We start from the raw sequence: 23,986 nt of genomic DNA, 5'->3' as shown, positions 1-23,986 counted from the left end.
TGTCGTCGCCGGTACGGTCACGTACCGTAAGCGGTACCTTGGAGTACCAAACTTAAGGGGCGACATGGGTGAGGCCACGAAGGACCCGGTTCGGCTGCCGCCGGGACCGCGGATACCGAAGGCCGTCATGGGCGTGGCCTTCCTCACCGCGCGTCACCGTGCGGTGGCCTTGATAGGCCGGCGCTACGGCACCGCGTTCACGGTGAATCTGCCGATCTTCGGCGAAACCGCCGTGGTCAGCGATCCGGCTCTGGTCAAGGACCTGTTCACCACGAGCAGCGACCTCGTCGGCCGCGCCTCCAACCTCGGCACCGTCCTCGGCCCCGGCTCGACGTTCAGCCTCGACGGCGACGAGCACCGGGCCCGCCGAAAGCTGCTCGTGCCGCCGTTTCACGGCAAGCGCATGGCCGGCTACGAGGCGATCGTCGAAGACGAAGTCATGCGCGAGATCGCGACCTGGCCAGAGGGTCGCGAGTTCGAGACGTTGCAGCCGATGATGCGCATCACGCTGAACGCCATCCTCCGCACGGTGTTCGGCGCGCAGGGCAGCGCATTCGACAAACTGCGGGAGCTGTTTCCCTCGATGATCCCGCTCGCCTCCCGACTGGCGGTGATGCCCGCGGCTTTTCGGCGCGATCTCGGGCCGTGGAGCCCATGGGGACGGGTCCAGCGGTACCGCAGGCGCTACAACGAGATCATCGCCGAACTCATCGCCGAGGCGCGCAACGATCCCGCATTCGGAGAACGCAACGACGTGCTCGCCCTCATGCTGCAGGCGCGCTACGAGGACGGCTCGCCGATCTCCGACGATCACATCGCGGACGAACTGCTCACACTGCTGTCGGCGGGCCATGAGACCACCGCGACGACGTTGGCGTGGGCGGTCGAGCGGTTGCGCAGGCATCCGCGTCTGCTCGCCCGGCTCACCGCGGGGGCCGACGCAGGCGGAACCGAGCTGCTGCAGGCGACGATCTGGGAAGTGCAGCGCGTCCGCCCCGTCGTCGAAGCCACCGTCAGGGTCGCGCGCCAGCGAATTCGGCTGGGCGAGTGGGTCATTCCCGAGGGGCACGCCGTCATCGCGAGCATCACGATGTCGCATTCGTCAGAGCAGAACTTCGCCAACCCGACGTCGTTCAACCCGGACCGCTTCCTCGGGGCCAGTCCCGATACCCACACGTGGATCCCGTATGGCGGAGGCATCCGCCGGTGTATCGGCGCCGCCTTCGCGAACATGGAACTGAACGTCACGCTGCGAACGCTGCTGCGGGAATTCGAGTTCGGCACAACGTATGCCGCGGGCGAGCGCGTTCACTCACGCGGCGTGGCCACAGCACCGGCACGCGGTGGGCGGGCCGTTGTCTACCGACGAAAGGTGGCATCGACATCAACAACTCGCAGCGATTCGGAGAGGGTGCCGGCATGACGGAAGCCAACCAGACAGTCGCCGACGTCGGCCGCGGCATCGAGTTGTGTTACGAGCAGGTCGGCGACCCGAACGATCCGCCGATTGTGCTCATCGCGGGCTTGGGGCAACAGCTGCACGGCTCCTGGCCGATCGAGTTCGTAACGGCGTTGGCCGCTCGCGGCTACCGCGTCACTCGGTTCGACAACCGCGACGTCGGACGATCCACTCACATGAAATTCCCTCCGCCGAAGCCGCTTTCGATTCTGCGCGGTGGCAATCACCCGCAGCAGTACCACCTCGGCGACATGGCGCGAGACACTGTCGGGCTGCTCGACGTGCTCGGCTATCGGGACGCGCATCTGGCCGGTATCTCGATGGGCGGCATGATCGCCCAGACCGTTGCCGCGCACTACCCGGGCCGGGTCCGCACGCTGACGTCCATCATGTCGACCACCGGTGCTCCGCGGATCGGCCGTCCGGCCGTGTCGACATGGTGGCGACTGGCGACGTCCAAGCCGCCGCGTAGCCGCGACGCGGCGATCGCACGCGATATCGCGATCTTCCGCCACATCGGCTCGCCCGGCTTCCCGTTCGACGAGCAACGCGTGCGCGACCGGGCAGCGATCGCGTGGGAGCGCGATCAATCGAGCGCTGGCACCCCGCGTCAGCTCGCGGCCGTCTTCCGATCCGGTGACCGCACCCGCGAACTGGCCCAGATCGACGTTCCGACGCTGGTGATCCACGGCAACCGCGACCGGATGGTGAACCCGACCGGGGGCGACGCAACGGCGCGTGCGATCCGCTGCGCCCGCCTGGAAACCATCGCAGGGATGGGCCACGATCTTCCGAGCGGGGTGTGGGAACGCGTGCTCGATCTCCTCACCGACCATGTCGCGTCGGCCCCCATCGACACCACGGAACTCAAGGAGCACTCATGAGCACTCGCAGACGAATCAGCGGCCGCACGGTCGTCATCTCGGGAGCGGCGTCCGGTATCGGTCGCGGCCTGGCGCACCGTCTTTCCAGTCACGGCAGCCCGGTTGCGCTCGTCGACGTCGACGAGGTCGGATTGAAGGAGACCGAGGCGGGCCTTTCGGGTCCCAGCCTGACGCGAGTGCTCGATGTTCGTGATGCCGACGCCCAGCGCGACTTCGCGGCCGAGGTGCAGGACTGGGCACCCGCTCCGCTGGCAGCGGTGTTCAACAACGCCGGCGTCGCCGTCGCCTCGAGCGTTCTCGATTCCAACGTCGATGACGACAACTGGTTGTGGGACATCAACTTCCACGGCGTCGTCAACGGCACGCGGGCGTTTCTGCCGATCCTGGTCGAGCAGGATTCCGGGGTGATCGTGAACACCTCGAGCGTGTTCGGGCTGGCCGGGATGCCCAACCAGAGTGCATACTGCTCGGCGAAGTTCGCGGTTCGGGGTTTCACCGACTCGCTTCGTCAGGAGCTTCGCGGCACCGGGGTGACCGCGGTCAATGTCCACCCCGGCGGCATCAACACCAACATCGTGCGCAATGCCCGGTTCCGCAAGGATCCGGAGGGGCGCGGCCGAACCCATGAGCAGATGGCGCAGGAGTTCGCCGCAATCACGATGACGCAGCCGGACAAGGCCGCCGAAATCATCCACAAGGGGGTCGAGCGCGGCAAGGCGCGCATCCTCGTCGGTCCCGACGCCTATCTCTTCGACATCCTGACCCGGGTGGCGCCCACCCATTACTACGACCTGCTCGGCGCGGTCGTTGGGCGCCTCCGGAGTCGCGCACAACAGCCTGCCGACGCGAAGGTCTGACCGATCGTGCGCGCCGTCGTCATCACCAAACACGGTGACATTTCGGTACTGAAGGTCGCGCAGCGACCGGACCCGCCGCCACCGTCGACGGGCCAAGTGCAGATCGCCGTGCGGGCCGCGGGGGTGAACTTCGCGGACCATCTCGCACGCGTCGGCCTCTACCCCGACGCGCCCAAGCCGCCCTGCGTCGTCGGTTACGAGGTGTCGGGCACCATCGAGGCGGTCGGTGACGGTGTCGATCCAGCACGCATCGGCGAACGGGTCTTCGGCGGAACACGATTCGGCGGCTACGCCGAAATCGTGAACATCTCCGCGCAGGACGCGATTCCGCTGCCCGAGTCGCTGAGTTTCGAGCAGGGCGCCGCGATACCGGTCAACTACGCCACGGCGTGGGCGGCACTGCACGGGTACGGCTCGTTGCGCGCAGGAGAGCGGGTGCTGATCCACGCGGCGGCAGGCGGCGTGGGGATCGCGGCGATACAGCTGGCCAAGGCCGCTGGCGCCGAAATCCACGGCACCGCCTCGCCGGGGAAGCACGCCAGGCTCGTCGAGTACGGCGTGGACCGCACCATCGACTACCGCAAGGACGGTTGGTGGAAAGGTCTGCCGCCCTACGACATCGTGCTCGATGCGATGGGCGGAAAATCACTCAAGCGTTCCTACGAGCTCATTCGGCCAGGCGGGCGCATCGTCGCGTACGGCTTCTCGGCTATGCAGCAGGGCGAGAAGCGCTCGCTGCGCACCGCGTTGCCGCAGCTGCTGCCGATGCTTCGTGGCTTCAACCTCGTCAACCAGTTGTCGGACAGCAAGGCCGTCATCGGGCTGAACATGCTCAAACTATGGGACGACAGAGGCACGCTCGAGCCGTGGATCGGGCCGCTCACCACCGCCCTGACCGACGGCATCGCCGTGCCGGTGGTGCACGCAGCGGTGCCGTTCGCGAACGCCGGTGAGGCGCACCGGATTCTGGCGGCACGCGAGAACGTCGGCAAGGTGGTGCTGGTGCCCTAGGAGACTGCTGAATTAGTGGCGTTGGGGCGGGGCGCCTCGAGCCGTCGTGCGGCGGTGTGAAGTCAGACCCGTGGGTCGACAGAAGAGGTCGCCCCGCCGAAATCGAGCGTGACACTGGATCTCGCGGTCGGCAAGGCCGGAATCCAACTGTGTTAGGCGATAGCCCAGGTAGTTCCGGTGTGAGTCAGGCCCAGTGAGATGAGGCGACGCAGGTTGAGTGCGGCGCTGCGGTGGTGCAGCCAGTGGTCGTTGCGGGTGACGCCGCGGTAGCGGACTCTGCGGTTGTTGCGGGTGAGCCAGGCGATGGAGCGTTCGACCATGGGCCGATGCTGGCGGTACTCGGCTTGCCACTCGGGGTCGCGTGCTCGACTGCGGGCTGCGCGCTGCAGCGGTTCGTACTCACTGAGGGTGAGTTTGCGTCCGTTAACCGCGGTAGTGCATTGAGACGCTAAAGGGCATGAGCGGCAACGTGTTGTGAAACCGACTCCGCCGCTGGGCGGAATCGGCAGCGTGTGGTTGGCCGGGCAGGTGACGGTGCGGGCGTCGAAATCGATGGTGAAGTCATCGGTGGTGAATCCGCCGGGTACCGGGGAGCGCAGGGGTATCGGTTTGATGATCGTGGTGTGCTTGGCCTCGGCGAGCGCAGCGCGAGTCGCACCGGTGCCGTAGGCCGAATCGCCGAGCACTCGCACCGGGCTCGGCTCGTCCTCCAGGAGGGCCAACCCGATGACGGCTTCGTGGTTGTCAGATCCGCTGGCTTTGGTCAGCGCGCAGTCGGTGATGATCCCGGTGTCGGGTTCGATCGCGAGGTGGGCTTTGAACCCGTCCTGACGGCGGTGCACCGTCTTATGGGCGTGGCGGCTGTCGGGATCCACAGTGGAGATCACCCGATCCGGGGCGACCTTCTGCGCGATACGCCAGTGCCCGTCGGTGCCATCGGAGCCCTCGACCGGTTCGACGTCCTGGCCGGCGATCAGCGCCAACAACGCCACCGCCTCAGCAGCCCGAGGATCGAGTTCGTGCTCGGGTAGATGCCCGAGCACTCGATGAGCATCACTGACCAGGCCATCTACCAATGCGTCACGGGCGGCCTTGTCGTTCCAGGCAATCGCGGGCTTGCCCGGGTCGTCGTAATCGTGAGCAGTGCAGTGCTGTTCGATCACCGCTGCGGCGGCGGGAACCTCGCGGCGGACCCGCCGGATCGCGGCGATCAACTGAGTCACGGTGTCCTGAGTAGCCACCGCATCATCGAGGACGGTGGAATCCAACGCCCGCCGCGTCTTCTTGGCCAACACGCCGGTCTCGGTGACGACGGCTTTGACCGCCTCAAAGATTCGGTTCGGCCGAGCTGAGGCCGCCAGTCGGCGCCGCCAGTAGGTCAACGTCGTGGAGTGAAACGCCGGTGCGGTGATCGGCAATCCGCAGGCCGCCTTCCACCGCAGGTCAAAGGTGACCGCGTCGACGGTCTCGTTATCCGACAGGCCGTGCAGCGCCTGCAGGGTGATCACGCTGGCCATCACCTCAGCCGGAACACTGGGCCGACCCCGCCGCGAGGGAAACAGATCGGCGAACATCTCCTCAGGAAACAACTCACTCCGATGTGCGGACAGGAACGCAAACACACTGTCGGACTTCAGAAGATGCCCGGCCACCGACTCGGCATCCAACAACTCTCGCTGATCATCAGATCGACCCTGCACCATCTAATGATCCCGAAAACCCCAGCACAAGCACCCCCGCCACGCCGCAATAATTCAGCAGTCTCCTAGCTGCCGGCCTGGGCGGTCTCCTTGGCGCGCTCGAACAGCGCCAGGTCGTGGGCCGGGGCGATGATCAGGTCCGGCTCCTGCCTTCGGTAGAGCTCCGAAAGGCGCCGATGGGTGTCATTCACCTTCTTCCGGTCGAATGCGACGACCGTCTCCATGGTCCACAGCGTGCGCGGGATGTGGGATCCGTCGAGGGTGCCGTAGTGGTAGAACGCATCAGCGCAGTGCAGGACCCATCGGTGACCCGCGTCGACCGCGATGCACGCGTGCCCGCGGCTGTGGCCGGGCAGGGAGATCAGCACGATCCCGTGCGCAATCTCGGTGAGTTCTTTGGCGGCCGGGAAGCCGCGCCAGGATTCACCGTTGGCACTGTGCTCGACGATGTCGTGATCTTTCACCAATTGCTGTCGGCCGTACCGAACCTTCTCCGCTCGAGTGGGAGCGGTAAAGGCCGCGAGGGCTTCGGCGGACGTGACGTGCAGCCGTGCGTGCGGAAAGTCCGCCGCGCCGCCGACATGATCGGAGTCCAGGTGAGTCAGCACGATGTGGCGGACGTCCTCGCGGCGGAAGCCGAGGCGGTCGAGTTGGTGTGCGGCGGTCTCGGTCTCGCGGAACTCGGGACGGGTGACGAACCGCACCGGCCCGATGCGCGCGTTCGGGTCGGCGCAGTCACCGGTTCCGAAGCCCGCGTCGACCAGGACGAGGCCGCCGTCGGTTTCCACCACGAGGACGTGGCATACGCACACCGGCCCCTTCGGCGGATGCATGGTGCCGCAGTTGAGATGGTGGACCTTCATGGGATCGTCGGTTCCTCGCGTGTGCCGTCCTCGCCTACCAGGGCAAGGATTTCGCCGCGGCCGATCTGTGTCACCAAGCTTGCGGAGTCGAAGTACACGCGTTCGTTGACGATGCGGTCGCCGTCGAAGAAGAACACCGCGATGATCGGCACCCGAAATGACTTTCCCGTCGGCGGGAGGCCGTAAAACTCACCGAGATTGGTTCCCAGCAAGTCGAACTCGACGATGACCGTGTCGTCGGTGACGTGGTAGCGGACATTGTCGTGGCGCTGGTCGGGAAACGCGGTTCTAGTCATACGGTAGTAGCCCATGACCTCCTCGTCGCCGTCGAAGACCTGGCCCGTCGGCATGATCTCGTAGCGCGGGTGGCCGTTGAAGGTGGCCAGGGTCCGGTCGAACTCCTGGGTCACCTCGGTGTCCATGTGCTCTGAGATGGTCTCGAGGCGGCGCTGCCGCAGATCGTCGGCGATCATCCTGCAACTGTAAGCCGATGCCGAACCCCGTCAGGTGCGGACATCGACGGCACTAGTGTTGAATTTCAGTGAGCATCGAGGCGACGGCTGTCGTATGAGCAACGAACATCTGATTCATGAATTGGCGCCGTACTGGAAGCGGCTGGACTTTTCCACGTAGTTGTCGCGCCCTGCGGCCTTCCTGTCGATCGCTCAGAACAATTGCGTCTACACACCGGGCGGCAAGCTGTACGGCGAGCGCCACGATCTGCGCGGCAGCCTGCCTGCGACGGTCCGCGCGGTGCGGGCGGCACGGAAGCGGATCGAAGTCATTGATCACCGGGACCCATCTGGACTGGTGTGTGGAAGGAAACGTCCGCGCCGCACGAGATTGCGGCTACGTGCCGATCGTCATCGGCGATGCCACCGGCGCCGAGACGGTCGAACAGGAGAAGGCCGCGTTCGAGCGGATCAACCGATACTTCGCCCCGGTGATCACGTCGCGTCAGTTCGTCGACTTTCTCGGCTTCGATGATGACTCGTGACAGCCAGCGCCACTCAGGCCACGGCGTCGACCGGCGAGGTGGCTAGCCTATGCCTGCGCTGCCGCTCGATCGTCGCGAAGTAGAAGGCGAACGCGAACACGCAACTGGTGAAGAGGCTGGACACGAAGAACAGCCACGGGCGGCGAATTCCGCGTCGACGGCCGTCCACGATGGTGAACAGCGGCAACAGGACCACGTTGATGATCGTGTAGTCCAGCACCTGCGAACTGGAGGCAGGATTGGCGTACCCCAGCGCGATGAACTCCGACCAGTTCGGTTGGCCGATCATTGGATTCGGTGCGTACTCGTAGACGTAGCGGATATTGAAATACCAGCACAGCGGCAGCGAGACGATCCCGATGACCCAGTACGCGATCTCCAACGCCGACAGCTGCGGGCCTGTCGCGGCGCGTTTGAACACAGTCGGATTCAGTTTGACGACGGATGCGACGACGACGATGCCGAGGAGCGCGTGGACGATCAGCGAAATCATGAGCGGAGTCTTTCGGCCGTTTTCAGTTTTGTCAATATTGACATAACCGCTTTGCGGTAACTTACGGCCATGGTCCGACCTGCCCAGACGGCGCGCAGCGAGCGCACGCGCGAAGCGCTCCGGCAAGCGGCGGTGGTTCGATTCCTGGCCCAGGGTGTCGAGGAGACCTCCGCCGAACAGATCGCCGCGGATGCCGGGGTGTCGCTGCGGACCTTCTATCGGCACTTCGCATCGAAGCATGACCTGTTGTTCGCCGATTACGACGTCGGCCTGCACTGGTTCCGGTCGGCGCTGGCCGAGCGATCGCCCGACGAGTCGATCATCGAGGCCGTCCAATCGGCGATTCTGGCGAGGCCCTATGACGATTGGGCCGTCGCGAAGATCCCGTCGTTGCGCGCTCAGGAACTTGACCCCGGCCGGATCGTGCGGCACGTCCGCCAGGTCGAGACGGAGTTCGCCGAGGTCATCGAGGAACGACTGGGTGGCGACGATCCGCCGCAACCGGGGACCGACGACCGGATGCGGATCACCGTGATCTCGCGGTGCATCGCCGCCGCGGTGTTCGGCGCGATGGAGGTGTGGATGCTCGGCGACGACCGGTCACTGCCGGAGTTGACGCGGCTGACCCGGGAGGCGCTGCAGACCCTGCAGAAGGGGATCGCGGATTCCATCTAGGATCAAGTTTCGTCAATATTGACAAAACTTGCGCTCCGTGTCAGCCTCAGCCAATGGCGGACTTTGACGCGATCGTCGTCGGCGCGGGCCACAACGGGCTGACCGCGGCCGCGCTTCTGCAGAAGGCCGGGCTGCGTACGCTGTGCCTGGACTTCAAGCTGTATGCCGGCGGAATGGCCTCCACCGTCGAGCTTTTCGACGGATTCAAGTTCGAGATCGCCGGCTCGGTGCAGATCCCCACGTCGGCGATCGTCAGCCGCGAACTCGGGCTCGACACGCTCCCGACCGTCGACCTGGACGTCATGTCGGTATCCCTGCGCGGCGTCGGCGACGAGCCGCTGATCTACTACACCGACCCGGTGAGGCTGCTGACGCACATCAACGAGGTGCACGGTGCCGAGGCGGTCAACGGCATGGCCGGCCTGATGGCGTGGTGCCAGGCGCCGACGCGTGCCCTCGGGCGCTTCGATGCCGGCGCGCAGCCGAAGACGCTGGACCAGATGTATGCCTGTGCGACAAGCGAATTCGAGCGCTCGACGATCACCGACATGTTGTTCGGATCGGTCTGCGACGTGATCGACCGCTATCTGCCGGACAGGGAGAAGAACGGCGCCCTGCGCGGAATGCTGTCGCTTCTGGCGTGCAACACCACCTACCGCGGACCCGCTACGCCTGGCACTGCCGCGGCGCTGGCGTACGGGTTCGCCGTTCCCGACGAGAATGCGCTGCTGGTCAAGAAATTGCAGGGTGGCATCGGCGCGCTCACCGCGCATCTTCAGCAGCTGTTCGTCTCCCACGGCGGCGAACTGCGGCTGCGCAGCAAGGTCGACGAGATCCTGGTGTCCGACGGTCGCGTCACCGGGGTTCGCCTCGAGGACACCTCGACGATCACCGCGCCGATCGTCATCTCGGGTATCGCACCCGACCTGACCGTGAACGGCCTGATCGACTCCAACGCGGTGCCCGCCGACATCCGGGAACGGTTCTCCCGGTCGGACCACCGCGGCAGCTATCTGCAGATGCACTTCGCGCTGGACGGCATCCCCGAGTTCGCGGCGCCCTACCAAGTCCTCAACGAGCCCGAAATGCAGTCCAACATCGGCATTTTCAGCACCCCGGAAGAATTGCAGCAGCAGTGGGAGGACGCCAGACGCGGCATCGTGCCCGCCGACCCGTCGATCGCGCTGCAGATCCCCTCGGTCAACGATCCCGGCCTCGCCCCCGACGGTAAGCACGCGGCGTCGGCGTTCTCGTTATGGTTTCCCGTGGAGTACAGCGAGGCTAGTTACGGCGACATGAAGGTGGAGATGGGGCAGCGGGTCATCGACAAGATCACCAAGCTGGCCCCGAACTTCGAAAGCCTGATCATGCGGCACACCACGTTCACCCCGAAGCACATGGGCACGATGTTCGGTGCTCCCGGCGGCGACTACTGCCACGGCTTGATCCATCCTGACCAGATCGGCCCGAACCGACCAGGCCCGAAAGGCTATGTCGATCAGCCGATCCCGATTGACGGCCTGTACCTCGGCAGCGCCGGCTGCCATGGCGGACCTGGTATCACCTTCATCCCTGGGTACAACGCCGCCAAGGCGGCCCTCGCCGACGTCTGATCCGCGTTTCGCGTGCCGGCCAGCGGGAAACCACTCCTACATGGGGTGGACGGTTGCAGTAACGGGTCCGACAGGTGAGATCGGCATTTCGGCGGTGGATGCACTCGAGGCGCATCCCGACGTGGACCGCATCATCGGCATGGCCCGCAGAGCCTTCTCTCCCGACGCTTATGGTTGGACGAAGACCGAGTACAGGCAGGGTGACATCCTCGACCGCGAGGCCGTGGACGCGTTGGTCGCCGATGCCGACATCGTCGTCCACCTGGCCTTCATCATCATGGGTACGCGCGAGGAGAGCGCTCGGGTCAACCTGGCAGGCACCCGCAACGTGTTCGAGGCGGCGGTGGCGTCTCCGCGGACCAGGCGGCTGGTGTACACGTCGTCGGTCGCGGCCTACGGATACCACTCCGACAACCCGGTGCCGATCACCGAGGATGTTCCGCCCCGCGGCTCACCGGAGCACTACTACTCCGAGCAGAAGGCGGCGTGCGAAGCGGCGCTCGCCGAGGTGACCGCGGACTCGTCGCTCGAGGTGTACGTCCTGCGGCCATGCATCGTCGCAGGCCCGAAAGCGCCGGCGCTCGCCGAGGCGATGCCATGGACCCGGCTACCGGACGGGGTTCGCAAGGTAACGGGGGCATTGCCCCTGCTGAAGCCCCCGTTTCCCGACCCGGGGACACCCGTTCAGCTCGTCCACCATGACGACGTCGCTTCCGCGATCGCCCTTGCGGCAACCACTTCCGCGCCGCCCGGCGCCTACAACCTGGCCGGCGACGGGTTGCTGACGATGTCCGATGTGGGCCAAGCGCTCGGTGCCCGACCGATCAAAGTGCCCCATGTCGCGGCGAGGATCACCTCGGAGCTGATCGCTCGCCTGCCGTTCGTCCCATCGGGACTGGAGTGGCTCCACGCCGGACGCGCCTCGACGGTGATGGACACCGGCAAGGCGAAGTCACAGCTGGGCTGGACACCGAAGTACACGGCCGCCGAGACGCTGTCGGGACTCGCCGAGTCGATCTGACTACTGGGTGTGGTCTCCGGTGTCGGCGGGCCCACCCGGCGTGGCACCGCCCTCATCGGACCAGTCGCCGCTGCCGCCCGCGCTCCTTGCCGGGTCGCTGACCACATCGTCGCCGGCGTTCTCGGCGCCAGAGTCCGATTCGCTGGTTTCGGGCTTCTCTTTGTTCACGGCGAGGGGTTACCCGGTGACCACGGCTTTCACTCAGGGACTGCGACGGCGCAACTGGTCGGACCAGTCATCGGGCACCCTGCCGCGCGGCCCGGGCACGGTCTCGTCGGTGGGCCTGCACTCCGGTGCCGCGAGCTGCGGGCCGTCGTAATACTCGTTGGTTCGGTAGTTCCAGAACCAGTCCTCGCCCGGCTCGAACGAGCGGATGATCGGGTGACCGGACTCGCGCCAGTGCGCCGAGGCGTGGCGCTCCAAAGAGTCGTCGCAGCAACCGATGTGGCCGCAGGCCGCGCACCGACGCAGGTGCACCCACCATCCGCTAGAAGCGTCGCACTCCACGCATCCGGTGCCGCTCGGTGGCGCGGTGGGATCGACGTCGGCGCTCATAGCGAGCAGCCTACAGCGATCAAGAAATGTGTTTGTTGCGGACAAGTGCGAGTAAACGCCGCAACAAACGACACAGTCGGCTTAGGGTCGCGCCATGGCTATAAGCGATTCACGCGAGGTCGTCATCGATGCGACGCCGGAAGAGATCCTCGACGTCATCGCCGACGTCAAGTCGGCACCGGACTGGTCGTCGCAACACCAGGGTGCCGAGATCCTGGACACCGACGACAACGGCAGACCCGGTCGGGTCAAGCTCAAGCTGAAAACGATGGGCATCTCCGACGAGCAGGTGGTCCAGTACACGTGGACGGACAACTCCGCAGGCTGGACCCTGGTGAGTTCCGGCCAGTTGAAAGCACAGGACGCCAAGTACACGCTGACGCCCGACGGCGACAAGACCAAGGTCAGATTCGAGATCACCGTCGACCCGGCCGTACCGATCCCCGGCTTCGTGCTGAAACGGGCGATGAAGGGCGGGTTGGAGTCGGCCACCGACGGACTGCGCAAGCAGGTGCTGAAGCTGAAGAAGAAGGGGTAGTCGGGCAGGTTTCGCGATTCCCGGCCGTGGGCATCGTGCTTGCATGGCCATCACCGAAGCTCGCGACGTCACCATCGAGGCGTCGCCGGACGAGATCATGAACGTTCTGGTCGACCTCGAGTCGCTGACCGAGTGGTCATCGGCCCACCAGAAAGTCGAAGTGCTCGAGCGCGATGACGAGGGACGTCCGACCAAATCGCGTCAGGTCGTCAAGATCGTCGGTGTCAGCGACGAGCAGGTACTGGATTACACCGTCCGTGACGACGGGGTGAGTTGGACGCTGGTGAGCTCGAAACAGCAACGGGCGCAGGAGGGGCGCTACACATTGACGCCGAACGGCGACAAAACCGACGTGCGCTTCGAGCTGACCGTCGACCCCGTCGTGCCGTTGCCCGGTTTCCTGATCAAGAAGGGCGCCAAGGGCCTGATGGACACCGCCACCGACGGCCTGCGCAAGCGTGTGCTGAAGGTCAAGAAGGGCGGATAGCCGCCAAGTCGGCATAAGCGACGCGGGGGGCCGCTCCTGCTCCTAGGCTCACGTGCGTGGACCTGTCGTGGCCGCTGACCGGCCGCAATTCGGAGATGCGTTCCATCGAAGCCGCCATCTCCACTCCCGGCGTCGGCGGGATACTGATCTGCGGCGCTGCTGGTGTCGGAAAGAGCCGGATCGCCCGCGAAGCGTTGACCGCTGCCGCGGCGCGCGGCTGTGAGACCCGTTGGACAGTCGGCGCGTCGTCGGCTCGGGCGATTCCGCTCGGCGCGTTCACGGCATGGGCGCCGGTGGGTGCCGCCGACACCGTTGCGTTGGTGCGCGGCGTCGTCGAGTCGCTGACCGCTGCTCCTCCTGGTGCCGACGTGGTCATCGGTGTCGACGACGCTCACCTGCTCGACGATCTGTCGACGTTCGTGGTGCACCAGATCGTTACGCGCGGCGCGGCGAAGGTGATACTGACCGTCCGCGATGGCGCGCCGCTTTCGACTGCGCTGCAGGAGATCTCGAATGCTGGTGGATTCGACCGGCTCGACCTGCATGCCTTGCCGCCCGACGACACCGCGACATTGTTGTCAGCCGCGCTGGGCGGATCGGTGGCGCCGGACGCGGCGCAGCGGCTGTGGAAGCTGACACACGGCAATGCGCTTTATCTGCAGAACATCGTCGAGCAGGAGATCGCAGACGGGCGCATCGCTCGCGAGCGGGACTGTTGGCGCTGGACCGGCGAGCCACGGTTGCGGCCGGGGCTGGCCGAATTGATCGAAACCCGCATCGGTGACCTGCCTGCCGAAGTCGGGGACGTCATCGACGTGCTGGCGGTCGGAGAGCCGATCGAACTCGCGACGCTGTCGCGGATCACCGAAGCCGACGCCGTCGAGCAGGCCGATGTACGCGGCCTGATCACGCTCGAACCTGCAGGCGGCGGCGTGGAGGTTCGCGTCGCGCATCCGCTGTACGGAGAGGTGCGCCGAGGGCGAGCGGCGCCGACGCGGTTACGACGTCTGCGCGGACTGGTCGCCACCGAGCTCGCGGCCGCCGACGACGGTGACGACGTCCGGGTCGTCGTGCGCCGCGCGGCGTTGAGTATCGACTCCGACCTCACACCCGACGCCGACCTGCTCGTCAGGGCGGCACACGGCGCTGTCTGGCTGGCCGACCTCGCTCTGGCGGACCGACTGGCGGAAGCGGCCGTCAGGGCGGGTGGCGGCCCCGAGCCAAGTCTCATCCGGGCGCACGCATTGTCCTGGCTCGGGCGCGGGCAGGAGTCGGAGGCCGTATTCGCCGGCATCCGCGCGGCGGAGCTGACCGATGAACAGCGGGCCAGATTCGCATTTCTGCGGTCGAGCAACCTGCTGTGGGCCCTCGGTGACCCGGTGCGGGCCAAAGCGACCATCGACGAGGCGGCGCGCGACGTTCCGGCGGACGCCCGCACGTACATCGACGCCTTCCTCACGGTGTACTGGTTCGCCATGGACCAGCCGCAGGCGGCGCTGCAAGCCTCGAAAACGCTTGCCCTGAACGATATTCCCGTCGTCGGCGCGGAGGTCGCGTGGGCGCTCACGCAGATCTCGGCGGATGCGGGCCGCACGTCCGCTGCCGTCGACGTCGCGGAGGCCGGATACGACGTTGCCACCCGCACTCTCGACGCCCCGCACATGAGATTCAACATCGCCGACGCGCATGTCAGCGCTCTGTTGCTGGCCGGACGTATCGCCGATGCAGCCGAGGTGGCCGATCGCATCCGCACGCAGGCCGACGACCTTCCAGGAGCGGCAGAAGTTCTCGGCGCAGCGGTAGCGGGACGGGCCGCCCTCGGCGCCGGCGACTTGCAGAACGCGAGCCCGTTGTTGGCAAGGGCCGCGCAGGGGCTGTCGGCGTCATATGCAGGCGGTTGGGGATACCGCTACCGGGTCGCCCATGCGACCGCACTTGCCATGCGCGGGTCGAGCGCCGAGGCGGCGGCCGAGCTGAGGTTGCTTGATGGAGTGCAGCGCCGTTTCCGGCAGCTTGACTTCGAACGCGGCCTGGCCAGCGCGTGGCTCGCCGCGAGCCAAGGGGCGATCAGCCAGGCGACCGCGATCGTGCTGTCGGTCGCCGAGAAGGCGGGTGCGCTCGGGCGGTTCGCCGAAGAGGTGATGTGCCTGCAGACCGCCGCGCAGTTCGGTGACCCGTCGGGAGCGGCGCGATTGTCGGAGCTCGAGTCGAGCGTTGAAGGACCCCGGGCAGGGACAGCCGCCAGATTCGCATCCGCCCTTGCTGACGGCGACGGGGCAGGCCTGGCGTCGGTCTCCCAGGAGTTCGAGGCAATCGGCGACGCGGTCGCAGCCGTGGATGCGGCTGCACACGCCGCGATCGCCCACCGCCGGAACGACAAGCGGGGGTCGGCGCTCGGTTGTTCCACGCGTGCCGACACCCTCGCCGCGCAGTGCGGCGCTGCGACGCCTGCCCTTCGCCAGGCGACCGAAGCGCTGCCGTTCAGCGACCGCGAAACCGAAATCGTGATGCTGATCGGCGAGGGCTTGTCCAACCGCGCCATCGCCGACCGGCTGACGCTGTCCGTCCGCACTGTCGAGAGCTATGTCTACCGCGCCATGTCGAAGACCGGGACGACCAGTCGCGACCAGCTCGCCGCGCTGATGCCCCGTCGGCGAGGCAACCGGTAGTACTCGTTTGCTGATATTGCAGTGGCGCGGTACTGCGCTCCTCCGGAAGACAGCGAGTGATGATCTCGGGGTGAGAACTGCGGTCCGAGTCGAACGGAGCACCCATGGCCGATCCACCGGGGGGCACTTCCCCCGCAAGCGGTGGGCCTTCCCGCTTGCGGGGGACGGTGCCGTGGGTCCTCGCGGCATTGTTCAACCACCGCGCGGTTGCCACTGAGGCGGCCGGACGGACGGTTTTCGTCTTTGCCGGGCACGGCTCGCGCTGGGCCGACATGGCGAAAGAGATCCTGGGTTCGGCACCGGCCTTCGCCGCCGAGATGCGAAGGTGCGATATCGCGTTCTCCGAACACTTCGACCGGTCACTGCTCGACGTCATCCGCAACGACAGCGTGCCGAGGTGCCGGGATGGGATCGATGTCGTGCAGCCGATTTCCTTCGCTGTCATGGCTTCGCTTGCCGCGCAATGGCGGGCTCTGGGGATTCATCCCGACGCCGTCCTCGGCCACTCGCACGGCGAGATCGCCGCCGCCTACGTCGCGGGCGGCCTCTCGCTGCGGGACGCGGCCGCGGTGGTCGTGCAGCGCGCCGTGGCCGTCGGCTCCTTGGCGAAGACGGGTGGCATGGCCGCGATCGCGTGGCCCGTCGATCGAGTGCTGGCGCGCATCGAACGATGGGGTCATTCGATCTTCGTTGCCGCGTACAACGGTCCGTCGTCGACATTGGTGACCGGAGCTGCCGTGGCGGTTGACGAACTCATCGCCGCACTCGCCCGAGATGACGTGCCGGTCGCTCGGGTTCCCGTTGCGTACGCCCTGCACTCCGCGGCGATCGACGAGCTGCAAGCGACACTGCGTGAGTCGTTGTCGGATCTGCAGCCGCGAGCGGCCGAGGTACCTTTCATATCTTCGGTCACCGGCGCGGGACTCGACACCTCGATCCTCGACGGTGACTACTGGTTCGCCAATCTGCGCCAACCGGTGCTGTTCGAGCAGGCCATTCGATGGTCGTATGAGCACGGCTACCACACCTTCATCGAAGCCAGCCCAGAGCCCGTGCTCACTGCGGGTATTCAGGACTCGCTGAATGGATACAGCGCTCGCACCCATGCCTGAGGGCTGCTCCGGTGGAGGGGCCGGGGCTGCCCTGGGCACGGCGAGCTAAAACTCTGCGGCGCGATCGATATCGATCGCAGTAGCGCTCTACTGCGCTCTGTGCGAGGCGGGTGAGTGACGCTTCCAGGTGCGGAGCGCTACACCAGATCCGGTGACCGTCGTTTCGCAGGGTGAAAGGAACGACGATGAGTTACGCAGGCACATCGGTCGCGCCGGGCTCATTCCCGGGCGTTCGCCGAAGGTTCACCACTGGTGTCGCCGTCGCAGGCGCCGGCATCCTCGCGTTGGGGTTGGTCGTGGTGCCGCCGGACTTCGACGATGCGAGAACCGATCTTCGTACAGTGCAGTACGCGTCGTTGGCACTGCCATCGGCGCTGCCGTCGCCAGCCGAAGTGGAGCGATTCCTGACGAATGTGGTCGCTACGCAAGCCCGTAAACCCACGTCCGCTTCCAACGGCGACATCTCGGGAATTACGACGACCTCCACCACCAGTCCCGAGACATTGGGAGTGACGGTCGATCCTTCGACCAGCACTGTAGAGGTCAACAACGCCGATGTGGGATCTGCCCTGGGCCTCAACGACTTGGTTTCTATCCCCGCGTTCGTGTTGGCCGCTGCGTTTGTAGCGTTTTTCTTCGGTGTGGCGATTCCCGCGGGCCTCGTGTTCGGCTTCATCGGCTACAACGTGATCGATCCGATTCTCAACTTGCTGGGTGCCGGAGGAACTACTACCTCCAGCGCTGGTGAAAACCTCGCCGCGGCAACACTTGCGGCGGGTGACAAAGTTCTGACAGCGGATGCGGGGACCTTGCCGGAGCCCGACAGCGGACAGGTGAACAACGCCGCTCTCGCGGAAACGCCTACTGGCGGTTCGATACTTGACCCGATACTGCCCATCATCGGGCCCCTCATCTTGTTCGCGCCCCTGTTCATCATCCTTATCCCTGTGCTCCCTCTGCTGCTGCCAGGAGCGATCTTTTTTTGGATTCAGTCGGCCGCGCTTTCCCTGAGCGAATTGATATCGCCGCCGCCGGATCCTGCCGCGGCACCGAGCGCAATAGTCGAAGCGAACGCGGCGGTGGCGAGCGACCGGCTGCCGAGCGATTATGGCCTCGATGCGCTGACGACGAAGCATCAGCCGAAGGGCACGCCAGGGACCGAAAAGGCCACGGAAGAGGCACCTCCGGCTGTCGCGGCGGCAGCGTCCTCGTCCGCGAAGGAGCAGACCCCGACCGAATCGACAGCTTCCGCCGGGGATGTGGTCAAGCCTGCAAAGGAAATCCGGTCGCCCGAGTCACAGAAGCCAGCCATCCGACCTACGAAGAATTCGTCAGTCGCGCGTGGGTCGACCGAGGGCAGTGAGCGAGCGGCCGATCCGGTCCAGGGTCGTTCGACCACCAAGTCTGCCAACGGCGGCAAGAAGGCTGAGAGCCAAGGCGCTTCGGCCGCAGGTGTTAAGCATCCTTCCAGGGACGGTCACCGTGAAGGCGCCAGCACATCAAACGATAAAGACGACGCTTCCTGAGGATTTGACCGGGTTCAGCGCCGCCCGCGTACTCAACCGGTCGGCGCTGAACCACTCCTTGCTCATATCGCGCGAGCGAAGCACCGTAGGCACTGACGCGGGCAGCTCCGGTCGAGGGCTTCGGGGCTGTCCTCGCCTAAGCAGATGTCGTCACTACCTGACCAGCGATACCTCCTCGAAGCCAAGCGGTTCCGCCATGCTGCTGTATTGAGAAAGGAAGTCCTGACACGCGATGTGGTCACCGTGGGCATCGGCCAGCAGCGCACGCAGCCGCAGCACGATGGCATCGCGTATCGCCCAATTCCGTTCCGGCCGAAGTGTCTCCAAGCGATCGACCAACGATTGCGCTTCGCCCAGATCACCCGGGGCGCCCCGCTCGATCAGCGTTTCCACGAGAAGCTCTGTGCACAACACGCCGTACGCGGGTCTTTCCGCCAGGTAGAGCTCGTCGGTCGACGCCCGCATCACCGGGATGGCGGCATCGCGGTCACCACGTCGTGCCATTTCGCGCGCGATCCACGCGTCGGCGACGGGTATCAGGAAGTAGGCACGTTCGCGATCACATACGTCGCGCGTCTGCTCCATCAACTCCACGCCGCGTTGACGTTTCGTTTCGTCGTCGCACCGCAGCAGGGCACCCGCGAGCGAGTACACAGCGATCGCGACAATGGTGTCGTTGCTGGATGCCTCGGCGGCCTCGAGCGCATCCTCCATCACGTCGAGTGCGGAGTCGTCCACGGAGATCATCCCGTAGTGAACCGGCGAATTGGACCACGTGACAACCGCGGCGTAGGTGGTCGGGTCGACATTTCGGGCCATCGCGACGGCGTCGTCGCGGTCTGCACGCCAGCCGGGAATGCCGAGCGAAAGTCGGGCAGTCGAACGCCATGCCAACGCCACGGCCAGTGGTGAGCCGACGCCGAACGCGGCACCCATGGCGGGATCACCGGCCGCGGCATCGATGATCATCTGCGACCGGTCGAGGATCTCGGCGAATTCGCCGCAGTCGAAACAGATGCAGAACAACACGTATGCCAGGCCCATGGCCGGGGTCGGATCGCCGATCGAATCCAGCAGCGCCAGTTGTTCCCTCACCAACCCGGGGCCTTCGGCGGAACGTCCCGCATAGAGAAGTTCACTCGCCAGGGCGGTCATCCCGATGGCCACCGAGAGCTTGTCTCCTGCGGCCGCGCAAAGCTTCTTCAGATCCTCGAATCGATCCCGGCTCTCTTCGACTTCGCGCCATGAGGTGGCGCACAGCATCGTTCGGGGGGCGATACGCATCGAGAGGTGATTCGGATCGTCGTCGGGCAGTCGGTCGGCGATCTGGCGTGCTCGCTCCCAGCTGAGGCGGGCAGAGTCGAGATCGCGGTTCATGGACCACGCGCCTGCGCGCATGTGCCAAGCGTATGCCGCGTGCAGATCACCCGCAGCCTGCAGGTGCTCGGCGATCAGCGCCGCGTTCTCCTCTGTCGATGCCGGATCGCGGTCTCCGATTATCATGGCGAGGCGTCGATGTGTTTCTGCGCGATCGGATTTCAGCTGCGACTCATAAGCGACGGCGCGAATAAGTGGGTGGCAGAACACGTATTCGGCCTCCGGTGTGAACCGCACCTGATCGATGAACGCCGCGGCGAGCAGCTCCTCGAACACCGGCTCGATGCCGAGTTCGGTCAGAAGCCCCGTCCTGAAGCGCGATCCGATGACCGACGCCGCGCTCAACGTTCGCTTGGCTGGTGTGTCGAGGCGGTCGATACGAGCCTCGATCGCGGCTTGCACTGTGGCCGGTACGCGGATCTCGGCGATGTCGGCGTCACAGACGTACCGTCCGTCATCACCGGTGAGCACGCCACGCTGGACGAATTCGCGCACGATCTCTCCGGCGAAGAACGGGTTCCCGTCGGCCCGGTCGGCGATGATCTTCACCAGTTCGCCCACGGACGAGTCGGAGCCCAACATCTCGCTGATCAGTACTGCGGTATCCGAGTCGGCAAGCGGTGCAAGGGCTATCGCCTGCCCGCCGCGGACTCGGCTGAGCGCTCCGTTGTATTCGGGTCGACCCGTTATGAGCACCACCGTCGGCGTTCGGGGTACGACGGTGAGAAACTGGCCGAGCAAGGATTCACTGGCGCCGTCGATCCAGTGTGCGTCCTCGATGACGTAGAGCGCAGGTGAGCTCCGCGTCAGCGATGTCGAGTTGATCAGCGCAGTCAGTCGACGCCGTCGTGCGTCCGGATCGACCTGCGGCAATGGTATTTCCGGGTCGGCGATGCCGAGGAGGTCATCGAGCAGCAACAAATCCTGCGGATCGGCATCCGGCGGAACCGCCTCCCGCAATCGAAGACGGGCGGCCTGCCCGTCGAGGTCGGCGATACCGACGGCCGCGCGAAGCAACCTCGTCACAGCGTGGAAGGGCACATCGCGGGCATGCGACTCGCAGAAGGTCCAGAACACGTCGACGCCTCGCTCTGCGGCCAGCGCGGCGGCTTCGCGGGCCACCCTGCTCTTGCCGATGCCCGGCGGCCCCCCTACATTCACGACGCCGCCACGTCCGCCGACGGCCCGCTCGATGATGGCGTCGAGAGCAGCCATCTCCCAGCGTCGACCGACCAGACCCGCTTCCGCTCGCCCGATCTGCCCGTCCCGCGGGGCGATCGCCAGCAGTCGGCGGGCCGGCACCGGGTTGTCTGAGCCCTTGATATGCACCCACTCCTGGTCGGACAGCAGCGCGGCGTGCTCGACCAGTCGCGAAGTCGATTCCGAGAGCAGCACGCCGCCGGGAGGCGCTGCGGACTCCATCCGCGAAGCGAACCCGACCGTCTCGCCGGTCGCGGCGTATCCCAGTGCCCCCGAACCAATCTCGCCGACGATCACGCGTCCCGAGTTCAAACCCACCCGTAGTTGAAGCGAAACGCCGTCGCGGCGCAGCACCGCGTCGGCCATCGCCTTGGCCGTATCCTGGAGGGCGAGCGCCGCAAGGCAGGCTCGAAAAGCATGGTCTTCCAAAGCGATTGGGGCACCGAAGAGCGCCATCACCCCGTCACCATTGTATTCCGCAGTGCCGCCGAAGCGCTGTACGACCGCCGCCGATCCCTCGAGCAGCTCGGTCATGATTTCGCGTAACCGCTCGATATCGATGTGGGCCGCGATGTCCATGGATTGCACGACGTCCGAGAAAAGCACAGTCACCTGTTTGTACTTCGCGGTTTCCCCAGTGCTCGACGTCGCTGTGCCGCATTCGTCGCAGAACTTCGCATTCGCGCGCAGCGCCGTGCCGCATGAGCCGCACATCACGCCAGCCGCCATCTTCCAGTACCGCCGATTCTTGACGATTCCAACCCCCGTACGTCCACAGGATAGGACCCTCGACAGGACAGAGCAGCACAATTGACACAGGGGTCAACCACATGCGTCACAGCCGCGGAGCCGCCGGTCTGTGCAGCGTTCGTCACCCAATCGGTCTTGTCCCGCGACTCGTGCAGGTCGGACGGTGTGCCGCGCTGCAGGAGCGTCTGTGGCACGGTCCCGCACGACCGGCACACCGCTGTAGTCGACGCCACCGCATCCTCCGCTGAACGTGCGGTCCGACGGACTGCCCGATGGCGTCAGGGTAGGGGGTCGAAACGGCACCGATGCCTGGAAACGACGATATTGACAGCGATGACACAACGGCTCGAGGACGGCCCTGTGAGCGTGCGTGCGCCGCTAGTAACGTCAACCCGCATGGCCAACACTGGGCCCCTGGCAGGGGTGCGGGTGATCGAGCTCGGCGGCATCGGCCCTGGGCCGCACGCGGGGATGATGCTCGCCGACATGGGCGCCGACGTCGTGCGCGTCCGTCGGCCGGGCGGTTTGACGATGCCCGCGGAGGACGTCGACCTGCTGCACCGCGGCAAGCGCATCGTCGACCTCGACGTCAAGAGTCAGCCGCAACGACTGCTCGACCTGGCGGCCAAGGCCGATGTGCTGCTCGACTGCTTTCGGCCCGGCACCTGCGAGCGGCTCGGGATCGGGCCGCAGGAGTGCGCCGCCGTCAACCCGCGGCTGATCTTCGCGCGCATCACCGGGTGGGGCCAGGACGGTCCGCTGGCGTCGACCGCGGGCCATGACATCAACTATCTGTCGCAGACAGGTGCGCTGTCGGCCATTGGCTACCGCGATCGCCCGCCCGTTGCCCCGCTCAATCTGGTCGCCGACTTCGGCGGTGGCTCGATGTTCGTCGTAGTCGGCATCGTCGCCGCGCTCTACGAGCGCGAGCGGTCCGGCACGGGGCAGGCGATCGACGCCGCGATGGTCGACGGCGTCAGCATCCTGTCGCAGATGATGTGGACGATGAAAGCGACGGGGTCACTGCGCGACGAGCGCGAGTCGTTTCTGCTCGACGGCGGCGCGCCGTTCTACCGCACCTATGAAACGTCCGACGGCAGGTACATGGCCGTTGGCGCGATCGAACCGCAGTTCTTCGCGGAATTGCTGAGAGGGTTCGAGCTGACCGCAGACGACGTACCGAGTCAGTTCGAGATCGGTGCCTACCCGACGATGCAGAAGATCTTCGCCGAACGGTTCGCAACCAAGACCCGCGAAGAGTGGACGCAGGTCTTCGCCGGCACCGACGCATGCGTGACGCCTGTGCTCACCTGGACGGAGGCGGCGGAAAACGAACATCTCAGAGCGCGTTCCACCGTGCTGGACAACGACGGCGTCGAGCAGGCGGCACCTGCGCCGCGGTTCTCCAGAACTCCGTCCGGTCCGGTCGGAACACCGCCGAAGAACACCACCGCGCTCCAGGAAATCGGGTGGTGACGCGAGTCGGCTGACGCCTCGCGGCAAGAGGATTACATTTGCCAACATGGCTGTTCGAGCGTCGCGGGAGGTCGTCTTCGACGCCCCAGTCGACACCATCCTCGACGTGCTCGCAGACATCGACTCGGTGCCGTCCTGGTCCTCACTGCACAAAAGCGCTGAGGTTCTCGACCGCCATCCCGACGGCAGGCCGCACCACGTGAAGGCCACGTTGAAGATCATGGGCGTCACCGACAAGGAGATCGTCGAATACAACTGGGGCGACCGGTGGATGGTGTGGGACTCGTCGGCGACCGCCGCACAGCGCGGACTGCACGCGGAGTACAACCTGACGCCCGAGGGTGAGGACAGGACGCGGGTGCGCTTCGACATCATCCTTGAACTCGCCGCACCGGTGCCCAACTTCTTGATCAAGCGGGCCAAGAAACAGGTGCTCGACGTTGCGACGGAGAGCCTGCGTCAGCGCGTCGCGCAGATCGGCCACTGATATTCGGCCTTGGCGACGAGCGTGTAGTTGTTGAACGCTTCACCTGCGGAATGTGAATAACTTCTGCACGGTCGTACGAGGTGTCGGTCTACCGCCCGACCATGCCTGCATGCGAGACAAGATCGTGGTCGCGAGCGAGGCGCTCGCTTCAGGCAGGCTGACACGGCGCGAACTCAGCCGCGGGTACACGAAGCTGTATCGCAATGTGTATGCCGACAAGAGTGCCGAGCTGTCAG

Annotated in this window: 22 protein-coding genes; 15 read left to right on the top strand and 7 right to left on the bottom strand. The window is 65.8% G+C overall.

All coding sequences use genetic code 11. From position 1 onward, the window contains the following. Positions 1 to 64: 64 nt before the first annotated feature. From C6A82_RS22765 to C6A82_RS22750, 4 genes are read left to right on the top strand one after another with little or no spacing between them, the layout of a single operon-like run. Complete coding sequence (locus tag C6A82_RS22765; RefSeq protein WP_105342225.1) at positions 65 to 1,423, top strand: cytochrome P450; 1,359 nt, start codon at positions 65 to 67, stop codon at positions 1,421 to 1,423. Beyond that, positions 1,420 to 2,343, top strand: coding sequence for an alpha/beta fold hydrolase (locus C6A82_RS22760; protein WP_105342223.1), 924 nt, complete (start codon positions 1,420 to 1,422; stop codon positions 2,341 to 2,343). The genes C6A82_RS22765 and C6A82_RS22760 overlap by 4 nt, the downstream gene beginning before the upstream one ends. Then, complete coding sequence (locus C6A82_RS22755) at positions 2,340 to 3,200, top strand: SDR family oxidoreductase (protein WP_105342221.1); 861 nt, start codon at positions 2,340 to 2,342, stop codon at positions 3,198 to 3,200. Before C6A82_RS22760 ends, C6A82_RS22755 begins: the two co-directional genes overlap by 4 nt. 6 nt (positions 3,201 to 3,206) lie before the next feature. Next, on the top strand, positions 3,207 to 4,211 hold the full coding sequence (locus C6A82_RS22750; RefSeq protein ID WP_105342219.1) for a zinc-binding dehydrogenase: 1,005 nt from the start codon (positions 3,207 to 3,209) through the stop codon (positions 4,209 to 4,211). Between the two features lie 152 nt (positions 4,212 to 4,363). Here the strand turns inward: C6A82_RS22750 and C6A82_RS22745 are convergent, their stop codons facing one another. From C6A82_RS22745 to C6A82_RS22735, 3 genes are all read right to left on the bottom strand, one after another. Further along, positions 4,364 to 5,911, bottom strand: a complete 1,548-nt coding sequence (locus C6A82_RS22745) for an IS1182 family transposase (RefSeq protein ID WP_311101844.1) — start codon at positions 5,909 to 5,911, stop codon at positions 4,364 to 4,366. Between the two features lie 65 nt (positions 5,912 to 5,976). After that, positions 5,977 to 6,774 carry an MBL fold metallo-hydrolase gene (locus C6A82_RS22740; RefSeq protein WP_105342947.1) on the bottom strand — a complete coding sequence of 266 codons (798 nt, stop codon included), beginning with the start codon at positions 6,772 to 6,774 and terminating at the stop codon, positions 5,977 to 5,979. Beyond that, positions 6,771 to 7,247 carry an ester cyclase gene (locus C6A82_RS22735; RefSeq protein WP_105342948.1) on the bottom strand — a complete coding sequence of 159 codons (477 nt, stop codon included), beginning with the start codon at positions 7,245 to 7,247 and terminating at the stop codon, positions 6,771 to 6,773. The genes C6A82_RS22740 and C6A82_RS22735 overlap by 4 nt, the downstream gene beginning before the upstream one ends. A 311-nt stretch (positions 7,248 to 7,558) precedes the next feature. On the opposite strand from C6A82_RS22735, the gene C6A82_RS22730 reads away from it, so the two are divergent. Continuing rightward, positions 7,559 to 7,771 carry an isochorismatase family protein gene (locus C6A82_RS22730; protein ID WP_311101487.1) on the top strand — a complete coding sequence of 71 codons (213 nt, stop codon included), beginning with the start codon at positions 7,559 to 7,561 and terminating at the stop codon, positions 7,769 to 7,771. Positions 7,772 to 7,784: 13 nt separating this feature from the next. On the opposite strand, the gene C6A82_RS22725 is transcribed toward C6A82_RS22730, so the two are convergent. Further along, positions 7,785 to 8,264: a DUF2834 domain-containing protein gene (locus C6A82_RS22725; protein ID WP_105342950.1), complete on the bottom strand. Its 480-nt coding sequence runs from the start codon at positions 8,262 to 8,264 to the stop codon at positions 7,785 to 7,787. 69 nt (positions 8,265 to 8,333) lie between these two features. Between C6A82_RS22725 and C6A82_RS22720 the strand changes: the two genes are divergently transcribed. Genes C6A82_RS22720 through C6A82_RS22710 form a run of 3 tightly spaced genes read left to right on the top strand, consistent with a single transcriptional unit; the run spans position 8,334 to position 11,573 of the window. Then, positions 8,334 to 8,939, top strand: coding sequence for a TetR/AcrR family transcriptional regulator (locus C6A82_RS22720; protein WP_105342952.1), 606 nt, complete (start codon positions 8,334 to 8,336; stop codon positions 8,937 to 8,939). A gap of 53 nt (positions 8,940 to 8,992) precedes the next feature. Next, positions 8,993 to 10,552 (top strand): NAD(P)/FAD-dependent oxidoreductase, encoded by a 1,560-nt coding sequence (locus C6A82_RS22715; protein WP_105342954.1) that lies wholly within the window; start codon positions 8,993 to 8,995, stop codon positions 10,550 to 10,552. Positions 10,553 to 10,592: 40 nt separating this feature from the next. Next, positions 10,593 to 11,573, top strand: a complete 981-nt coding sequence (locus tag C6A82_RS22710; protein ID WP_105342955.1) for an NAD-dependent epimerase/dehydratase family protein — start codon at positions 10,593 to 10,595, stop codon at positions 11,571 to 11,573. On the opposite strand, the gene C6A82_RS22705 is transcribed toward C6A82_RS22710, so the two are convergent. Then, entirely contained in the window at positions 11,574 to 11,741 is a 168-nt protein-coding gene (locus tag C6A82_RS22705) for a hypothetical protein (protein WP_199193640.1), read from the bottom strand. It abuts the gene before it with no gap. A gap of 33 nt (positions 11,742 to 11,774) precedes the next feature. After that, the gene (locus tag C6A82_RS22700; protein ID WP_105342957.1) at positions 11,775 to 12,128 is read right to left on the bottom strand and encodes a UBP-type zinc finger domain-containing protein; all 354 of its coding nucleotides are present in this window, start codon (positions 12,126 to 12,128) and stop codon (positions 11,775 to 11,777) included. 94 nt (positions 12,129 to 12,222) lie between these two features. Here C6A82_RS22700 and C6A82_RS22695 point away from each other — a divergent pair, with 94 nt between their 5' ends. From C6A82_RS22695 to C6A82_RS22675, 5 genes are all read left to right on the top strand, one after another. Then, a complete protein-coding gene (locus C6A82_RS22695; RefSeq protein ID WP_105342959.1) occupies positions 12,223 to 12,666 on the top strand; it encodes an SRPBCC family protein in 444 nt (147 codons plus the stop codon). 43 nt (positions 12,667 to 12,709) lie between these two features. Next, on the top strand, positions 12,710 to 13,153 hold the full coding sequence (locus C6A82_RS22690; RefSeq protein WP_105342961.1) for an SRPBCC family protein: 444 nt from the start codon (positions 12,710 to 12,712) through the stop codon (positions 13,151 to 13,153). A 95-nt stretch (positions 13,154 to 13,248) separates the two neighbouring features. Further along, positions 13,249 to 15,822: a LuxR C-terminal-related transcriptional regulator gene (locus C6A82_RS22685; protein WP_199193641.1), complete on the top strand. Its 2,574-nt coding sequence runs from the start codon at positions 13,249 to 13,251 to the stop codon at positions 15,820 to 15,822. Between the two features lie 104 nt (positions 15,823 to 15,926). Beyond that, complete coding sequence (locus C6A82_RS22680; protein ID WP_311101486.1) at positions 15,927 to 16,934, top strand: acyltransferase domain-containing protein; 1,008 nt, start codon at positions 15,927 to 15,929, stop codon at positions 16,932 to 16,934. A gap of 185 nt (positions 16,935 to 17,119) precedes the next feature. After that, positions 17,120 to 18,460 carry a hypothetical protein gene (locus C6A82_RS22675; RefSeq protein WP_105344057.1) on the top strand — a complete coding sequence of 447 codons (1,341 nt, stop codon included), beginning with the start codon at positions 17,120 to 17,122 and terminating at the stop codon, positions 18,458 to 18,460. 153 nt (positions 18,461 to 18,613) lie between these two features. Here the strand turns inward: C6A82_RS22675 and C6A82_RS22670 are convergent, their stop codons facing one another. Next, a complete protein-coding gene (locus tag C6A82_RS22670; protein ID WP_105344056.1) occupies positions 18,614 to 21,766 on the bottom strand; it encodes an AAA family ATPase in 3,153 nt (1,050 codons plus the stop codon). 417 nt (positions 21,767 to 22,183) lie between these two features. Here C6A82_RS22670 and C6A82_RS22665 point away from each other — a divergent pair, with 417 nt between their 5' ends. Both C6A82_RS22665 and C6A82_RS22660 read left to right on the top strand, forming a co-directional pair. Next, on the top strand, positions 22,184 to 23,263 hold the full coding sequence (locus tag C6A82_RS22665) for a CaiB/BaiF CoA-transferase family protein (RefSeq protein ID WP_105344054.1): 1,080 nt from the start codon (positions 22,184 to 22,186) through the stop codon (positions 23,261 to 23,263). Between the two features lie 46 nt (positions 23,264 to 23,309). Further along, on the top strand, positions 23,310 to 23,750 hold the full coding sequence (locus C6A82_RS22660; RefSeq protein ID WP_105344053.1) for an SRPBCC family protein: 441 nt from the start codon (positions 23,310 to 23,312) through the stop codon (positions 23,748 to 23,750). Positions 23,751 to 23,986 lie beyond the last annotated feature (236 nt).

This window comes from Mycobacterium sp. ITM-2016-00318, from assembly GCF_002968285.2.
Taxonomy (GTDB): domain Bacteria; phylum Actinomycetota; class Actinomycetes; order Mycobacteriales; family Mycobacteriaceae; genus Mycobacterium.
This window is presented reverse-complemented; position numbering and strand designations above follow the sequence as displayed.

What these genes read in the sequence shown, in the direction of transcription:
- C6A82_RS22765 (WP_105342225.1), top strand. Translation starts at nt 65, where the DNA reads ATGGGTGAGGCCACGAAGGACCCGGTTCGGCTGCCGCCGGGACCGCGG.
- C6A82_RS22760 (WP_105342223.1), top strand. Translation starts at nt 1,420, where the DNA reads ATGACGGAAGCCAACCAGACAGTCGCCGACGTCGGCCGCGGCATCGAG.
- C6A82_RS22755 (WP_105342221.1), top strand. Translation starts at nt 2,340, where the DNA reads ATGAGCACTCGCAGACGAATCAGCGGCCGCACGGTCGTCATCTCGGGA.
- C6A82_RS22740 (WP_105342947.1), bottom strand. Translation starts at nt 6,774, where the DNA reads ATGAAGGTCCACCATCTCAACTGCGGCACCATGCATCCGCCGAAGGGG.
- C6A82_RS22735 (WP_105342948.1), bottom strand. Translation starts at nt 7,247, where the DNA reads ATGATCGCCGACGATCTGCGGCAGCGCCGCCTCGAGACCATCTCAGAG.
- C6A82_RS22725 (WP_105342950.1), bottom strand. Translation starts at nt 8,264, where the DNA reads ATGATTTCGCTGATCGTCCACGCGCTCCTCGGCATCGTCGTCGTCGCA.
- C6A82_RS22720 (WP_105342952.1), top strand. Translation starts at nt 8,334, where the DNA reads ATGGTCCGACCTGCCCAGACGGCGCGCAGCGAGCGCACGCGCGAAGCG.
- C6A82_RS22715 (WP_105342954.1), top strand. Translation starts at nt 8,993, where the DNA reads ATGGCGGACTTTGACGCGATCGTCGTCGGCGCGGGCCACAACGGGCTG.
- C6A82_RS22710 (WP_105342955.1), top strand. Translation starts at nt 10,593, where the DNA reads ATGGGGTGGACGGTTGCAGTAACGGGTCCGACAGGTGAGATCGGCATT.
- C6A82_RS22700 (WP_105342957.1), bottom strand. Translation starts at nt 12,128, where the DNA reads ATGAGCGCCGACGTCGATCCCACCGCGCCACCGAGCGGCACCGGATGC.
- C6A82_RS22695 (WP_105342959.1), top strand. Translation starts at nt 12,223, where the DNA reads ATGGCTATAAGCGATTCACGCGAGGTCGTCATCGATGCGACGCCGGAA.
- C6A82_RS22690 (WP_105342961.1), top strand. Translation starts at nt 12,710, where the DNA reads ATGGCCATCACCGAAGCTCGCGACGTCACCATCGAGGCGTCGCCGGAC.
- C6A82_RS22685 (WP_199193641.1), top strand. Translation starts at nt 13,249, where the DNA reads ATGCGTTCCATCGAAGCCGCCATCTCCACTCCCGGCGTCGGCGGGATA.
- C6A82_RS22680 (WP_311101486.1), top strand. Translation starts at nt 15,927, where the DNA reads ATGGCCGATCCACCGGGGGGCACTTCCCCCGCAAGCGGTGGGCCTTCC.
- C6A82_RS22675 (WP_105344057.1), top strand. Translation starts at nt 17,120, where the DNA reads ATGAGTTACGCAGGCACATCGGTCGCGCCGGGCTCATTCCCGGGCGTT.
- C6A82_RS22670 (WP_105344056.1), bottom strand. Translation starts at nt 21,766, where the DNA reads ATGGCGGCTGGCGTGATGTGCGGCTCATGCGGCACGGCGCTGCGCGCG.
- C6A82_RS22665 (WP_105344054.1), top strand. Translation starts at nt 22,184, where the DNA reads ATGGCCAACACTGGGCCCCTGGCAGGGGTGCGGGTGATCGAGCTCGGC.
- C6A82_RS22660 (WP_105344053.1), top strand. Translation starts at nt 23,310, where the DNA reads ATGGCTGTTCGAGCGTCGCGGGAGGTCGTCTTCGACGCCCCAGTCGAC.